Annotated in this window: 16 protein-coding genes and 2 riboswitches; of the genes, 10 read left to right on the forward strand and 6 right to left on the reverse strand. The window is 36.5% G+C overall.

Features of this window, described 5'->3' with window-relative positions; translation table 11 throughout:
* Positions 1–28: 28 nt before the first annotated feature.
* Positions 29–134: riboswitch (TPP riboswitch) on the forward strand.
* 286 nt (positions 135–420) lie between these two features.
* From thiW to thiE, 3 genes are read left to right on the forward strand one after another with little or no spacing between them, the layout of a single operon-like run.
* Complete coding sequence (gene thiW, locus RBQ61_RS10340; RefSeq protein WP_308137249.1) at positions 421–972, forward strand: energy coupling factor transporter S component ThiW; 552 nt, start codon at positions 421–423, stop codon at positions 970–972.
* Positions 935–1,753 carry a hydroxyethylthiazole kinase gene (gene thiM, locus RBQ61_RS10345; RefSeq protein WP_308137250.1) on the forward strand — a complete coding sequence of 273 codons (819 nt, stop codon included), beginning with the start codon at positions 935–937 and terminating at the stop codon, positions 1,751–1,753. Before thiW ends, thiM begins: the two co-directional genes overlap by 38 nt.
* Entirely contained in the window at positions 1,750–2,382 is a 633-nt protein-coding gene (gene thiE, locus RBQ61_RS10350) for a thiamine phosphate synthase (RefSeq protein WP_308137251.1), read from the forward strand. Before thiM ends, thiE begins: the two co-directional genes overlap by 4 nt.
* A gap of 45 nt (positions 2,383–2,427) precedes the next feature.
* Here the strand turns inward: thiE and RBQ61_RS10355 are convergent, their stop codons facing one another.
* From RBQ61_RS10355 to RBQ61_RS10375, 5 genes are all read right to left on the reverse strand, one after another.
* Positions 2,428–3,135 carry a DUF1287 domain-containing protein gene (locus RBQ61_RS10355; RefSeq protein WP_308137252.1) on the reverse strand — a complete coding sequence of 236 codons (708 nt, stop codon included), beginning with the start codon at positions 3,133–3,135 and terminating at the stop codon, positions 2,428–2,430.
* Between the two features lie 23 nt (positions 3,136–3,158).
* Positions 3,159–3,989, reverse strand: coding sequence for an AmmeMemoRadiSam system radical SAM enzyme (amrS, locus tag RBQ61_RS10360; RefSeq protein WP_308137253.1), 831 nt, complete (start codon positions 3,987–3,989; stop codon positions 3,159–3,161).
* The gene (gene amrA, locus RBQ61_RS10365; RefSeq protein ID WP_308137254.1) at positions 3,986–5,371 is read right to left on the reverse strand and encodes an AmmeMemoRadiSam system protein A; all 1,386 of its coding nucleotides are present in this window, start codon (positions 5,369–5,371) and stop codon (positions 3,986–3,988) included. The genes amrS and amrA overlap by 4 nt, the downstream gene beginning before the upstream one ends.
* A gap of 207 nt (positions 5,372–5,578) precedes the next feature.
* Positions 5,579–6,091 (reverse strand): GNAT family N-acetyltransferase, encoded by a 513-nt coding sequence (locus RBQ61_RS10370; RefSeq protein ID WP_308137255.1) that lies wholly within the window; start codon positions 6,089–6,091, stop codon positions 5,579–5,581.
* Between the two features lie 454 nt (positions 6,092–6,545).
* Positions 6,546–7,754: a chloride channel protein gene (locus RBQ61_RS10375; protein ID WP_308140109.1), complete on the reverse strand. Its 1,209-nt coding sequence runs from the start codon at positions 7,752–7,754 to the stop codon at positions 6,546–6,548.
* A 90-nt stretch (positions 7,755–7,844) separates the two neighbouring features.
* Positions 7,845–7,917, reverse strand: a riboswitch (Fluoride riboswitch).
* A gap of 254 nt (positions 7,918–8,171) precedes the next feature.
* Here RBQ61_RS10375 and RBQ61_RS10380 point away from each other — a divergent pair.
* The 5 genes from RBQ61_RS10380 to RBQ61_RS10400 all read left to right on the forward strand — a co-directional run bounded on the left by RBQ61_RS10380 (position 8,172) and on the right by RBQ61_RS10400 (position 11,825).
* Entirely contained in the window at positions 8,172–8,726 is a 555-nt protein-coding gene (locus RBQ61_RS10380; protein WP_308137256.1) for a CD3072 family TudS-related putative desulfidase, read from the forward strand.
* Between the two features lie 87 nt (positions 8,727–8,813).
* On the forward strand, positions 8,814–9,632 hold the full coding sequence (locus tag RBQ61_RS10385; protein ID WP_308137257.1) for an ABC transporter substrate-binding protein: 819 nt from the start codon (positions 8,814–8,816) through the stop codon (positions 9,630–9,632).
* Positions 9,633–9,695: 63 nt separating this feature from the next.
* Complete coding sequence (locus tag RBQ61_RS10390) at positions 9,696–10,364, forward strand: amino acid ABC transporter permease (RefSeq protein ID WP_308137258.1); 669 nt, start codon at positions 9,696–9,698, stop codon at positions 10,362–10,364.
* Positions 10,349–11,083, forward strand: coding sequence for an amino acid ABC transporter ATP-binding protein (locus RBQ61_RS10395; protein WP_308137259.1), 735 nt, complete (start codon positions 10,349–10,351; stop codon positions 11,081–11,083). Before RBQ61_RS10390 ends, RBQ61_RS10395 begins: the two co-directional genes overlap by 16 nt.
* Positions 11,084–11,270: 187 nt before the next feature.
* Positions 11,271–11,825 (forward strand): phosphoribosyltransferase family protein, encoded by a 555-nt coding sequence (locus RBQ61_RS10400; RefSeq protein ID WP_374049880.1) that lies wholly within the window; start codon positions 11,271–11,273, stop codon positions 11,823–11,825.
* A gap of 53 nt (positions 11,826–11,878) precedes the next feature.
* On the opposite strand, the gene RBQ61_RS10405 is transcribed toward RBQ61_RS10400, so the two are convergent.
* A complete protein-coding gene (locus RBQ61_RS10405) occupies positions 11,879–12,211 on the reverse strand; it encodes a PadR family transcriptional regulator (RefSeq protein WP_308137260.1) in 333 nt (110 codons plus the stop codon).
* Positions 12,212–12,447: 236 nt separating this feature from the next.
* Here RBQ61_RS10405 and RBQ61_RS10410 point away from each other — a divergent pair, with 236 nt between their 5' ends.
* Positions 12,448–12,924, forward strand: coding sequence for an NAD(P)H-dependent oxidoreductase subunit E (locus RBQ61_RS10410; protein ID WP_308137261.1), 477 nt, complete (start codon positions 12,448–12,450; stop codon positions 12,922–12,924).
* Positions 12,925–14,802 (forward strand): NADH-quinone oxidoreductase subunit NuoF, encoded by a 1,878-nt coding sequence (locus tag RBQ61_RS10415; RefSeq protein WP_308137262.1) that lies wholly within the window; start codon positions 12,925–12,927, stop codon positions 14,800–14,802.
* Positions 14,803–14,804: the final 2 nt, after the last annotated feature.

Consider the following 14,804-nt stretch of genomic DNA (forward strand, 5'->3'; position numbering starts at 1 on the left):
AAAGCTATTTATATATGCTAAAATTTATATAAGAAATAAGGGGAGCCGTAACAGGCTGAGAGGAAGTATTTATACTTCGACCCTAATAACCTGATTTGGATAATGCCAACGTAGGGATAATGCATTGAGCTTAGATTAATGTGAAATATCGTGTTGGTATTTCGCATTTTTTATTTTTTATAAATTCTTTATTATAGCTTTGAGACAGATTTGTTATCATCAGGCAAAGGGGGAGCGCCCTGGGCCTGAGTCTTTAGAGTTTAAAAATAAACAGCGATGGGAGTCCGTGTACGGACTGAGAGGGAGCAATTGAGCTTCGACCGGCCTGAAATAATTTGCACAGGTTTTAAGTCGCTGTTTTGTCATGCCTAGAACCTTTCATATGTTTCAGAGAATTTTATCTTAAGAGAGGTTTAAAAAATGACAAGAAAATCTTCACTGTTCAAAACTGTAGTCCTTTCCATGCTTGTTGCAATCGGAGTAGTAATTTCACCGATTCTCAGAGTTGAAGGGCTGTGTCCTACTGCTCACCTAATAAATATTGTTTGCTCAGTATTGCTGGGGCCGTGGTATTCACTTCTTTGCGCTGTTATGATAGGAATAATACGTATGATATTTATGGGAATCCCTCCGCTTGCTCTTACAGGCGCAGTATTCGGTGCGTTTCTTTCCGGAATTTTTTATCGAATTTCAAATGGTAAAATAATATTTGCCGTTATAGGTGAAATATTTGGTACAGGTGTTATTGGGGCAATTGTCTCATATCCTGTAATGGCATTGATATGGGGCAGAACAGGCCTTACATGGATGTTTTACGTTCCTTCATTTATAACAGCTACAATAATGGGAGGTATGGCAGCATACATATTGTTGAAGGCTTTAAGTAGGAACGGAATGTTACTGAAATTTCAAAAAAGCTTAGGAGTTAATGTTTATGATAAACCAACTTTTAAAAATAAAGTTACAGATTAAAGTAGACAGTCCTCTGATACATTGTATAACAAATCCCATATCAATCAATGACTGTGCAAATATTGTCTTAGCTGCCGGATCCAAGCCCATAATGGCAGAACATCCTGATGAGGTTGAGGAAATAACGGCGTTATCACAGGCGTTAGCTGTAAACTTAGGCAACATAACAGATGTAAGGATAAAGTCTATGATGCTTTCGGGGAAAGTGGCAGCTATAAGTAAAATTCCTTCAATAATCGATGTTGTGGGAGTAGGGTGCAGCAGCTTGAGGCTTAATTATGCCAAGGAATATATATGTAAGAACAAACCATCTGCAATAAAGGGAAACATGTCAGAAATAAAATCACTTTGCAATATGGATTCGCATTCTGTGGGAATAGATGCCGGAAATGATGACGTAATAAATGCGAATACTTTAGTAAGAAATTCTGAAATTGTCAGAGAGCTGTCATTGGCCACAGGGGCGGTAGTCGTTGCTACCGGAAAAATTGATATAATAAGTGACGGAAGAAAAACATATTCAATTAAAAACGGTATTGAAATTATGTCTCATATAACCGGTACAGGATGTATGCTCAATGTTTTAATTGCAAGCTATATTTCATCCGGTAGGATATTAGAGGGTGTAATATTAGGTACGGCAGCTTTGGGAATTAGCGGCGAATTGTCCAGAGACGTAAAAGGTACCGGAAGTTTTAAAACAGCATTGTTGGATAATCTTTATACTTTGACGGATGAATCTATTAAAGAATCTATTAAATTGGAGGAAGTAACCATATGAAATTTGATACTACATTGTATTTTGTTACGGACAGCACAGGAAAAACAGAGAATGAATTTTTGAATGTTGTTGAAAAAGCCTGCAAAGGTGGGGTAACCCTTATACAGCTGAGAGAAAAAAACTTAACTGGAAGAGATTATTTGAAACTTGCATTGAATGTTAAGATTATTACAGACAAATACAATATACCTCTTATCATAGATGACAGAATTGATGTAGCAATGGCATCAGATGCTTCGGGAGTCCATGTGGGACAAAATGATATTCCCGTGAGCTATGCAAGAAAGCTAATGGGAAAAAATAAAATTATAGGTGCCACGGCCAAAACCGTAGAACAGGCACTTGTGGCATATGAACAGGGAGCAGACTATCTGGGAGTTGGAGCAATATATCCGACTACAACTAAGGTTGCTACACGTATAACAGATGTTAGCACATTGAACGATATTTGCAGAGCAGTACCTATTCCTGTTGTTGCAATTGGCGGTTTGAATATAAATAATATTGATATCCTAAAAGAAAGTCCCATAAAGGGAATTTCTGTAGTTTCAGCTGTTATGAAGTCCATAGATCCGGAAAAATCTGCTATGGATTTAAAGAAAAAAGTTGCTGATATGTTGGATAAATAGTACTTACATATTTTGTTTTGTGGCGTTAATTTAATATAGAAATATTTAAAAATTGGACATCCATTTTATCAACACGGCATTATCAATTAAGCTTGCGTCAAAGCGATAATGAGCTGTTACATCCATTGTTGTCCTATTCAGGTAATTTTCTTCACGTTTAGGCTGCCCGGAGTTATGTATAATATAAGCGTGTCCATTTTTATTGCGCTTGTCGGAAACAATGCCAATGTGTTTATTGTTTCCGAAGATTACTATATCTCCTGGCTGCCATTCTTCAATATTGTTAATATCTGTTGTTAGTGGGACGGCATATTCATCAAAAAATACGCGAAGATTTCCTACGCGGCGAAAATCGATATTGCTGTCTATTCGAGTAATATTGGTGTACGCTTCCGTCCTTTTTTGTATATCTGCATCAACCATGTCTTTCAGGGAGTATCCTGCATTTTTAAATGCCCTCCATACAACATCTGTGCACACTCCGATGTTATCGGGAGGATATCCGCCTGCATGGTAGCTTCCGTCATACTTAGGGTGATTTTCGGCATCTGCTCTGGCTCCAAGGAGAAGGTCCTCATAGTCATCTAAACCGTTTTCATTGAAGTCAATAGAGCTGATAACTGTCTCTATGCCGAAGTCCTCCGCTGTGTAAGATTTTTGCGGAATCAAGTTCCAATAATAGGCTGCAAATAGTACGGATGAAATGATCAATGAAAATATGATAATAAATAAAGTCTTATTTTTGAATTTCATAAGGCTTTCCTTTCTGTTTAAATTTAACAATTTCCTTCATAAACATAACTTAAAGCTTCTCGCGCAATATCAGCAAGCTTGTATACAGAGGATATTTTTGTAGCAGGTGCATCTTTCATTTTATAACAAGGGAAAAAACGTGATATGTGTAAAGGTATGTTTTTATCTATAGAAGCAATAAATTTAGATAAATTTCTCATTTCGTCCTCATTATCGTTTTCTCCTGGAATTATCAAAGTTGTTATTTCTATATGGCTGGTGCTTGCGGCCAATTTAATAAAGTTTTTGACAATTTCGAAGTTTCCTCCTATTTTATTATAGAAATCTTCAGTGAAACCCTTCAAATCAATATTTAATGCATCCATAAGCGGAAGAAGTTCATTTATTGGTTCTCCGAAGAAGCATCCGTTAGTTACCAATACATTTTTTAAATTGTTTTCTTTTGCTAAAATGGCACAATCTCTTACATATTCGTAGCCTACGAGAGGTTCATTGTAAGTGTAGGCAATGCCTATATTTCCTTCAGGTTTTAAATCTACAGCTGCTCTGACTAAGTCTTCAGGCTTTATAAATTGATATTTTATGTCGTTCTTTCCTGACATAGATATTTCATAATTCTGACAGAATGAACACTTCAGGTTGCAGCCGAAGCTGCCCACAGATAAAATGCTGCTGCCGGGAAAGAAATTCCTGAGTGGTTTCTTTTCTATAGGATCTAAAGCAATAGCGGAAACCATTCCGTAATTTATTGGGACAACTTCACCGTTAATATTGCTTCTGGCCTTGCATGCTCCTACTTGATTTTCATCCAGCTTGCAATGATGTGGACATATATTACATTCTACTTTGTTCATTTATGTCTAACCACCTCAAATCTTTCCATTCTATAGTTCTCATTAGAATCAATTCCTGCTTTTTTTAGAGCAATGCTTACTTGTTGCTCCGGTACATCAATTCCTTCTAAATTGGGCAGCAACAATCCACTTTTCCTGCCTTTGGATACAATGACTCCATATTTTTTAGGATCTAATTCATTCATTGAACTAATAGCTTCTTTTTCACCAAGTATGTCAACAGAATATTCAATTTTATTTAATTCCTTTTTTGTTACAGGGCTGAACCTTGGGTCTTCTAACCCTGAACTTATTGCATTCTGGATAATTTCGTTGGCTATACTATCTGTTGTGGGTATAATTGTACCTATACAGCCTCTGAGCTGCCCGTTTAACTTTAATGAAACAAATACACCAGCTTGTTTTTGAGACATTTCTACAGGCAAATCTTCAGGAATGTTAATTTTTTTTTGGTTCAATACATAGTTCTCAAGAGAGCTTCTTGCTAAACGCACATATTCATCTTCATTTGACATAATATGCTTTAAACGTTCTTCTTCTTTTTTATTAAACATATCCGCAAATCCTCTGTTCTCGTCCTCGCCTTTTATTTCAAATGATGCAACAGCATATCCGACTCCAAAGGGTCCCTCATAGGAAAGAAGTTCTGAGGATACAGCCTTTTTGTCTAATGCACCTGCCATAATAATAAAGGAACGGAGCCCGCATTCACCTGCATTTTCGCAAAATTCTTCATCAAAGGTTAAAAGACGGAGAAAATCACCTTTAGATACAGCTGATGTAACATCTTTATCAAACATTGGGCCTTCTTCCGCATATCCATATGGCCCCTCATCCTTAAGCATATGGGATAAATCGCCGCTTGCTATTATTACTGTTTTCTTGCCGGTTTCTTCTGCTGTTTTTGCTATACATTTTCCAAAGTTATAGTGTTCTACAGGAGATAAGCCTGATATTGATATGCGAACGATTTTGTAATCAGTATAGTACTTATTGATAAAATATAAAGGAATCATAGTTCCATGATCTAAGGACTTTCTTTTTTCTCCTAACGTTCCGGCAGGGATTCCTTCAATTTCTGCCGATAAAGATAAATTCTTTATAAAATCTTGGTCATATTCAGCTTCAAAGCTTATATCGGATCTTCCGAATTCTCTAAAGTCACCCTTAGCTTTATTCCCAGGGGAGACATGAATATAGTCAGAATACATTATTGAGTGAGGTGTAGTAATTACAATGGTTTCGGGTTTTATTTTGCCGATTTCTTCAGCTATTTTGTTATATGCCTTGACAGTTTTGGCAATCTTTATTTCTTGCCCGTTTCCAACCTTTGGGATAATTAACGGTGGATGTGGGACAATATATGCATTTACAATTGACATTTTATCACTCCTTTGAATTACTTATCTTTATCATATTATAACATATATTTGATAAATTAGACTCTAAAAAGTAAGATACAGAAGTATAAACAGGCATGTAGTAAATGATGATGCAAAAAAACATAACAGCTCTTTCTAAAATAGTGTCACCAAAGAAAGAGCTGTTACTAAAATATTTTAAGATTTTTTACAACTAGAAATAAATTATCAGCTTATTTTATACACATCGCTGAATAATACATGCTTTATTTTGTGAAGTTCTTTATCTGATAAATTCTGCGGATAATGCATTAGCCTCAGTGCCGGTTTGATATCTGTTTTCCTCAGCGGCGGTTGTACATATTCAATATTGCTTAACGTAAATCCCAAGCGTTTGTAAAATTCTATCCTGCGCTTTGCAATAGGAGTATTATTAGCTTCAACTTCTATAACAACCGGGCCTTTTACAGATTTTAAATAGTTGTGCATTATTTTAGTTCCCATTCCACTTCCCCTTAAATCAGGGGTTACACAAAAATGCTCAATGTAATGAACATACTTAAAAATCCATTCTGCAATAAATGCCTGTACTTCATTGTCTGAGCGAAGAGCCATGACCTTATAATTTTGTTTGTTAAACAAGTCAAGTTCACCGTCAAAGCTACGATATTCCTCAGATGGAAAGGATTCCTGCATTAATCGGTATACATCGTAGAATTCTTTAGGTTTTACTATTTCCATACTTTCTCACCTCTTTCTCATTTAACTAATTGTCATTCAGATGAGGAGGTTGTTAAAAGCATTGCTTATTATGCTGTATTGAAAGAATTGATTTTAAATATTTGTTATATAAAAGGATATGTGTATGCAATTACATTTGAAATGAAAATGTAACTAATTATAATTTTTATGGATTGTATTAAAGATTTACAAAGTGTAGTTCGGATTATCATTAGCAAGAACTGCATAAAGATTATAAATACAATTTTTAAATCGGTATTTTTAGAAAAAACCGGATATGAAATAATATTTATTAAGCTGAAAGCTTTTGGCACGCTAAAATCGCACCTCTCATCTGACAACTATATCTATATATTAATATAAATTTTATCAATTGTCAATACAGGCAGCACATTTGGGACTTTCCACTGCAAAAATAAAGTCCCATTATGTTTATGTGCCAAAAGCTTAAATTTTATTTTATTTCATATATTTTTTGAAGTGAATAAATCGATAAATTTCCGTTGCAGGCATAAGCTACAGTGCACACTATAACAAAGTAAGGCAGATATTCATAGCCAAAGACTTCTGCACCAATTATCATTGGAGCAATCAGTGTGTTAGTAGCGCCGGCAAATACTGCGGAATATCCTAATGCTGCAGCGAAATACACTGGCACATTAAGTATAGAAGCTAAGACTACGCCAAGAGGTGCTCCTATGGAAAACAGTGGAGTAACCTCGCCGCCCTGAAAACCTGCAGCTAAAGTAACTACTGTAAATACTAGCTTCAATGCAAAGTCCCAAGCATATATGCCATTATCGAAGCTCATGGAAATCAAGTTTGTTCCAAGTCCAGAATATCTACCGTTCCATAATAACAGTGAAAAACAGCTCACTGCAACTCCAATAACGAAAATTCGTATAAGCGGATTTTTCATGCGATCGGCAAAAATCTCTTTAAGTTTATGTAAGTACATTGTAAATAGCCTACCAGTAATTCCAAAAGAAATTCCAAGCGCAATAAGCTTCAGCGCTAACAATAGTGAAAAAGTAACATTATCCGATAGCATAAAATAAAACTTTTCCAAGCCGCATATATTTGCAGTAAAGCTTGCAGTAAAAGAAGCTGCTAGCGCAGGAAGCATTGCTTTATTTTCCAAGACACCTGCCGTAAGCACCTCCACAGCAAAGAAAGCTGCTGCAATTGGTGTCCTAAACAGGCCTCCGAAACCTGCGGACATACCTACAATCAATAGTAATTTTCTATCAACATTGGTTAAAATTCGTCTGCCTGCTTCGTAAGATAGTGCTCCACCAACCTGTATGGCAACGCCTTCTCTTCCTGCACTTCCTCCGAACAAATGTGTAAGCCAGGTTCCTACGATGGAAAAGGGGATTAGCCTAAGAGGTATATTGTCACTTGTGCCATGACCTGCCTCAAATATTAAGCTCATGCCCTTTGCGCTGTTTTTGCCGAATTCTTTGTAGCACCAAACAATTAAAATACCGATTATTCCTAGAAACGGAATTAGTTGATAGGGGTGTTCCATCCTAACATTCGTAATCCATATGAGTATACGCCCAAATAAAGCATCAACCAAGCCTACAGCAATTCCCACAGGTATAGCAAATAGCGTAAGCAATACTATATCACTATAATCATTATAACTTTTTGGTGAAATTCTCAATTTAATGTCCTCCAATTATGTTTTATTGTACAGATGTGTTCCAATTATTTTAAATAAATTAAAAACAAAAACTGATGCATCTGTAAAATTACAGAAGTCATCAGCTTAAAAGCGGTTCAGGTTAAAACCTTGGGAGAACATCATTCCCAGCATAAACATAGTAATAGAATTTCATAAAATTTATTATACATTCCTATAAATTATCTTTCAACTGTAAATATATGGATATAAAAAGACGAATAAGCTTTTAGATTATTGTAGAAATACAAATTGGTATTAAATCTATTATTAAGTATAATTTTATTTTATATTAAATAAGTTAATTAAAATTAAAGGTTATTGGACAAGGGAGTGTGTCAATGTGTATAATATGTAAAGGTTTACAGAAAACAAATGAAAGCTGGTGTGCTATTGAAAAGGGACAAGAAAATAGTGCTTGTGTCACACTGTATATTAAATGTTAATGCTAAGGTTTATGGTATTGCTACGGAATCTGCCGGATGCAGTAAAATAGTTTCCGAGCTTTTGAATAAAGGGTATGGAATTATACAGCTACCTTGCGTTGAGCAAAGCTGTTTTGGAATTAGACGTTGGGGACAGGTAAAGGAACAGATGAATTTTCCGGGATTTAGGTCAAAATGTTATGAACTGCTGAATCCTGTTATTGAGCAGGTATCAGATTTTTATAATAACGGATATAACATAGCCGCAGTAATTGGCTTGGATGGAAGTCCTGCATGTGGCGTTAACTATACCTGTACTGGTAATTGGGGCGGTGAAATAGGAGATGGATATGGTTTGCAATCCAAAATTCGTTCTTTGGATAAGCTGCCGGAATATGGTGTCATGATGGAAGTGCTGGCTGAAATGTTAGATGACGCCGGAATAGTTACAAAATTTCTGTCAGTAGACGAAAGCAACCCTGAAGCATCTTTACAGAATCTTATTTCTGAATTAATAGAATAATTTTAAAACCTCAGAGGTTTTAATTATTATAAAATAACACTAGGAGAGGCATAAAGTGAAAAAAACATTTAAACTTTTTTAACAGTTATGGTAATTGTGTTGTCTTTATTTGCGCTGACAGCTTGTGGCACAGATGCAAAAAATGAAGTAAACAATGAAGTAAACAATGATTTGGAAAATAATGAGGCGGCTGATACTTCACTGCAGTCGATAATCGACAGCAAGGTTTTGCGTGTCGGAATGTGTCCGGAATATCCACCCTTTGAAAGCATAAACGAAAATAATGAAATTGTAGGTTTTGATCCGAGCCTTGCAGCTGCAATTGCGGATGAAATAGGGGTTAAGGCTGAATTTGTTAATACTCCATGGGAAGGATTAATTGCAGGAGTAAACAATGGAGATTTTGACATTATAATGTCAGCCATGTCACCGGAAGAAGCAACCTCTGCAACGGATGCGGTTGAACTTAGTGATAATTACTATACACTGGCTGATGTAATAGTAGTTAAGTCCGAAAATGATGAAATTAATAGTAAGGAAGATCTGGCAGGTAAAATAATTGGAATTCAAGACGCGTCATCTGCGGCGCAGGCAGCTGAAAAATTACCTGAAATGGGTATTGAAGTGGCTGAAATTAAGCATTACAACAGAAATGCAGATGCCTATGCAGAGCTTGTAAACGGTAGAATAGACGCAATTGTAGTCGGCGTAACTTATGCTAATGAGCAGGCTAAAAATAATCCGGAGTTCAAGGTCGTGAATGATCCGATTCAGGAGATTGGTATAGCAGTTGTGGCTAAAGATGGATCAGAGGCATTGATTGAAAAGATAGAAGAAGTTATAAGTAAATTAAAAGAAAACGGAACATATGACAATATAGCTGTAGAGTGGCTTGCTGTTGAGTAATATAACGTGAATTTTATAAGCTAACTGCTTAAGCAGTTGGCTTATAGTTTTTAAGGAGTTTATATGCGAAATTTAGATTTTACGGTGATAAAACCTTTTGTGCATCTGTTACCTTCTGCTGTTGCCATTACATTGAAGGTTGGCATAGGTGCATTTTTTTTGACATTGATAATAGCCATAGTTGTGGGAAGCATGCGAACTAGAAAGTTGTACAAGCCTATTCGCTTTCTGCTGGCGGCATACGTTGAATTTTTTAGGGGAACTCCATTACTTATACAGCTTTTTGTTGTATATTACGGTCTGCCGTCTTTTGGAATAAAAATAGGAACTATTCCTGCTTCGATTCTCACCATGGGGCTAAACAGCGGCGCATACTTATCCGAGGTGGTCAGGGCATCAATTCTGTCAATCGACAAAGGACAGTACGAAGCGGCAGCAATGCTTGGGTACAGCAATATTCAAACTACGGTTCACATTATTCTGCCGCAGGCACTTAGAATAGCAGTACCATCATTTATGAACGGTTTTTCATCAATAATAAAGGAAACTTCAATTACGTCAGTGCTGCCTATTGTTGAGCTTACAAAGCTGGGGAATCAAATCTATGCAAAAACATACCATCCTTTTGAAATATATATTACTATGGCAGTTATTTATTTTGCTATGACTTATTTTGTAACCTTTTTTGCTAAATGGCTGGAAAGGAGGTTGTCAGTATGGGTAAAAAAATAATAGAAGTTGGTAATTTATCTAAGAGTTACGGAGATACGCAGGTTCTTAAATCATTGAACATGCAGATTGAAACAGGTGAGGTTGTGGCAATAATAGGGTCAAGCGGCAGCGGTAAAAGTACATTAGTGCGTTGTATCGCAGGATTGGAAAAGATTGACGGAGGGGAAATCCTGCTTGGAGGGCAAAGAATAAGCGGAACAAAAAGCACCAACGGTAAAGTAGGAATGGTCTTTCAGAATTTTAATCTGTTTCCTCACTACAGGGTTGGTGAAAATGTGAGTATGCCTCTTAAAACTGTTTTAAAGTACAGTAATGCGGAAGCGGAAGAAAAAAGCAGAATGATGCTTGACAGAGTACACATGTTAGATAAGCTTAAGCAGTATCCCAATAATTTATCAGGGGGTCAGCAGCAAAGAGTTGCAATTGCCAGGGCATTAGCATTAGGACCAGAAGTCATGATTTTCGATGAACCTACTTCGTCATTGGATCCGGAACTTTCGCATGAAGTTTTTGAGACAATAAGCGATTTAGCAAAGGAAGGGCAGACAATGCTTATTGTAACGCATCAAATTAATGCAGTCAGACGTTTTGCAACAAGAATAGTGTTTTTGAGTAAGGGTAAAATTGAAGTGGAGGGAACGCCGGACTATATTTTCAACCAATCAGAAAACTATGATTTAAAGCATTTTCTTAAGCAGGTTTCTTTTGAGGATATATAGTATTAAAATGAAAAACCGGTTTTAACCTTTTGAGGCTAAACCGGTTTATTCCTGCAGCAAATTTTTATTAAGTAAAGTTAAAAAAATAAAGTACTATTTTTAGCATAAACATGATATTATTTTCAGAGTAAGTTCAGTAGTTCATACAGGACGTAAATATGGTTGGAAAATACCGTTATTAATATATATGGAGGAGAATATCGTGAATACTTACAACATTGAAGTTTCGGGAGTAAAAAGGGAACTTAACATAGTTCAAATAAATGATAAATTAAGTATAGCCAGTTTTGTTATTTTGGGCGATACAGAAGTAGTGTGCGCCGCAGCTAAGGATATAGTAAAAAAGCTGCCTCCGGTTGATTATCTTGTGACAGCCGAAGCTAAAGGGATTCCTTTAACGTTTGAAATATCAAGATTATTAAATATGAAAAAATACATCGTAGTGCGTAAGAGCGTAAAGCCTTATATGAACGAGCCCATTATTGACGAAGTAGTTTCTATAACAACCCAGAAAAAGCAGGAGCTGGTATTAGATGAAAAAGACGCTGCTGAAATAAAAGGCAAAAGGGTTGCAATAATAGATGATGTTATCAGTACTGGGGAATCAATAGCAGCAATTGAAAGGCTAGTTAATTCCGTAGGTGGTATTGTAACGGCGAAAGCGGCCATACTTGCGGAAGGAGATGCCTCAAAGCGAGATGATATTGTTTTTTTGGAGGCGTTGCCTGTTTTTAATAGATGATTAATATTGACCAGCCTTTCGATGGGAAATAAGCACGAGAGGCCGGCTGATATTTAGCTAGTTTTTCCGATAATAAGATTTACTTTTGCAGAAAATTCTTCCCATTCCTTTTTTTTATTGTACAAATAAATTCTGCCTTTCTTCGTTATTTTATAGTATCTTCTTATTCGTTTGTTTTCCATGGCATAGATTGAGGATTTTATTAGTTCCTCATTTTCCATGGCATGCAAAATAGGATATAGGGTTCCTTCCTTCAGAACAAACGTACCGTAGGATTTAGCTTCAAGTTCTCTGATAATTTCATATCCATATCTGCTTCCAGATTCTATAATTGCCAGAACGAGCATTCTGGTATTGCCTCTTATGAGGCTGTTGTCTATTTTCATAAAGTATCCTCCAATACATATGTAATCTATGCTTACATAATACATAGTTTACATATGTATGTCAATAGACTAAATATACTTTGTTTCTGTAGAAAACGTATTCTAACTTTATTAACTTACAATAATCACTATGATTAGTTTGATTTTAATCGTTACCATTATTTTGCTTGAATTCCAAACGTTATTTTGATATATTTTTATCAAACATATTTAGCTATTTTAAAGGGGAGAATCATATGAATGAAAAAACAAGAGAATTCATTGATGGTGTTTTAACAAAGTATTGCTGTGATAAAAAAGAAATCATCAACATTATTCAAGAGGTTCAAAATGAATATAATTATTTGCCTGAGGATGTGCTGGTTTATATAGCGAAAAATCTAGATGTAAGCCAATCTAAAGTCTATGGTGTTGCTACATTTTATGAAAATTTCTCTCTTGATGCAAAGGGTAAAAACATTATTAAAATTTGTGACGGAACGGCATGCCATGTCAGAAAATCTGTTCCTATCTTGAATGCGGTGAACAAAGAATTGGGATTATCTGAAAAAAAGAAAACGACGGATGATATGATGTTTACGGTTGAAACTGTATCCTGTCTTGGAGCCTGCGGCCTTGCACCGGTAATGACAGTTAATGGTAACGTACATCCAAAAATGACGCCGGAATCAGCGGTAGAACTGATCAGAAACATTAGAAAGGGGAGTTTGTAAATGTTTATCAAGACGTACGCAGATTTGGAAGCATATGAAGAAATTTTTAAAAAATCTTTATCGAAGCAAAGAATAAAAGTACTGGTATGCGGAGGAACAGGCTGTGTAGCCGGCGGATCCATAGATATTTATAATGAACTGACAAGACTAGTAAATGAAAATGGTAATTTGGCAAGCGTAGATCTTGTAAAAGAGGACGAAGGCATAAGTGTTAAAAAAAGCGGATGCCATGGATTTTGTGAAGCGGGGCCTCTTGTAAGAATTGAGCCGTATAATTATCTGTATTTGAGAGTAAAAACGGAGGATTGTAAAGATATATTTGATGAGACTATCGTTAAGGGAAAGCCTGTTGAAAGATTGATGCATCATGAAAATGGGAGACTGTATAAAACGCAGGAGGACATACCTTTTTATCATAAACAGACAAGACTTGTATTGGAAAATTGCGGTCATATGGATGCTGAGAATATTCAGGAGTGCATAGGAAGAGGCGGATATAAGTCATTGATACAAATTTTCAGCTCAATGCAGCCCAAGGACGTATGCAAAACGATTCAGGATTCCGGGCTCAGAGGACGAGGAGGCGGAGGCTATCCAGTTGGTAAAAAGTGGAGCCAGGTTTTATCACAGGCAAATCCCGTTAAGTATGTAGTCTGCAACGGTGATGAAGGTGACCCAGGGGCTTTCATGGATCGAAGCATAATGGAGGGTGATCCTCACAAAATTATTGAGGGGATGATAATTGCCGGATATGCTGCAGGAGCGCATACAGGATATATTTATGTGAGAGCCGAATATCCTCTTGCAGTTGAAAGGCTTAAAACTGCTATTGAGCAAGCTGAGAAATACGGATTGCTAGGTAAAAACATTTTAAGTTCAGGATTTGATTTTGATCTTCATATTAATAAGGGTGCCGGAGCATTTGTGTGCGGAGAAGGAAGTGCTCTTACAGCATCTATAGAAGGAGAGCGTGGGATGCCGAGAGTTAAGCCTCCTAGGACTGTTGAGCACGGTCTGTTTTCATGTCCAACTGTATTGAATAACGTTGAAACATTTGCAAATGTCCCCTTCATTATTAGCAAGGGTGTTGATGAGTACAGAAAATACGGAACCAAGAACAGTCCCGGAACAAAGGCGTTTGCACTTACAGGTAATGTTGTCAACACGGGACTTATAGAGGTCCCAATGGGAACAACGCTTAGAGAGGTAGTATTTGATATAGGAGGAGGTATTCCTGATGGCAAAAGGTTTAAGGCTGTACAAATCGGCGGACCTTCAGGAGGATGCCTAACCTTTGATGAAAGTCATCTCGATATGTCTTTAAGCTTTGACTCGTTGAAAAAAGCGGGAGCAATGATAGGTTCCGGCGGTTTGGTTGTTATGAATGAGGATACTTGTATGGTTGAGGTTGCAAGATTTTTTATGAGTTTTACACAGCGTGAATCCTGCGGTAAATGTATACCCTGCAGGGAAGGAACTAAAAGAATGCTGGAAATACTTGAAAAAATAATTTCAGGAAGAGGAACATTGGAAGATTTAGAATTATTAAAGGAAATTGCAGACACAGTTAAGCATACTGCGCTGTGCGGCCTTGGAAAAACAGCTGCAAACCCTGTGCTCAGTACACTGGAGTATTTTTATGATGAATATCGGTCGCACGTAGTGGACAAGATATGCCCTTCTAAGCAGTGCAAGAAATTAATGACTATTGAAATAGATTCGAATTTATGCAGGGGATGTTCAAAATGTGCCAGAAACTGTCCGGTTAATGCAATAAGCGGAAAAATCAAAGAAACATTTACAATAGATGCTAAAAAATGTATTAAGTGCGGGGCCTGCATAGAGTCGTGTGCATTTAAAGCAATCAAGGAGGTATAGCT

Origin of the sequence: Sedimentibacter sp. MB35-C1 (assembly GCF_030913635.1) — a bacterium.
Lineage (GTDB): Bacteria > Bacillota > Clostridia > Tissierellales > Sedimentibacteraceae > Sedimentibacter.

Coding starts and splice junctions, on each gene's coding strand:
- RBQ61_RS10405 (WP_308137260.1), bottom strand. CDS start 12,211: ATGAAAATAGACAACAGCCTCATAAGAGGCAATACCAGAATGCTCGTT.
- thiW (WP_308137249.1), top strand. CDS start 421: ATGACAAGAAAATCTTCACTGTTCAAAACTGTAGTCCTTTCCATGCTT.
- thiM (WP_308137250.1), top strand. CDS start 935: ATGATAAACCAACTTTTAAAAATAAAGTTACAGATTAAAGTAGACAGT.
- RBQ61_RS10400 (WP_374049880.1), top strand. CDS start 11,271: ATGGAGGAGAATATCGTGAATACTTACAACATTGAAGTTTCGGGAGTA.
- RBQ61_RS10415 (WP_308137262.1), top strand. CDS start 12,925: ATGTTTATCAAGACGTACGCAGATTTGGAAGCATATGAAGAAATTTTT.
- RBQ61_RS10395 (WP_308137259.1), top strand. CDS start 10,349: ATGGGTAAAAAAATAATAGAAGTTGGTAATTTATCTAAGAGTTACGGA.
- amrS (WP_308137253.1), bottom strand. CDS start 3,989: ATGAACAAAGTAGAATGTAATATATGTCCACATCATTGCAAGCTGGAT.
- RBQ61_RS10410 (WP_308137261.1), top strand. CDS start 12,448: ATGAATGAAAAAACAAGAGAATTCATTGATGGTGTTTTAACAAAGTAT.
- RBQ61_RS10390 (WP_308137258.1), top strand. CDS start 9,696: ATGCGAAATTTAGATTTTACGGTGATAAAACCTTTTGTGCATCTGTTA.
- RBQ61_RS10385 (WP_308137257.1), top strand. CDS start 8,814: ATGGTAATTGTGTTGTCTTTATTTGCGCTGACAGCTTGTGGCACAGAT.
- RBQ61_RS10370 (WP_308137255.1), bottom strand. CDS start 6,091: ATGGAAATAGTAAAACCTAAAGAATTCTACGATGTATACCGATTAATG.
- thiE (WP_308137251.1), top strand. CDS start 1,750: ATGAAATTTGATACTACATTGTATTTTGTTACGGACAGCACAGGAAAA.
- amrA (WP_308137254.1), bottom strand. CDS start 5,371: ATGTCAATTGTAAATGCATATATTGTCCCACATCCACCGTTAATTATC.
- RBQ61_RS10355 (WP_308137252.1), bottom strand. CDS start 3,135: ATGAAATTCAAAAATAAGACTTTATTTATTATCATATTTTCATTGATC.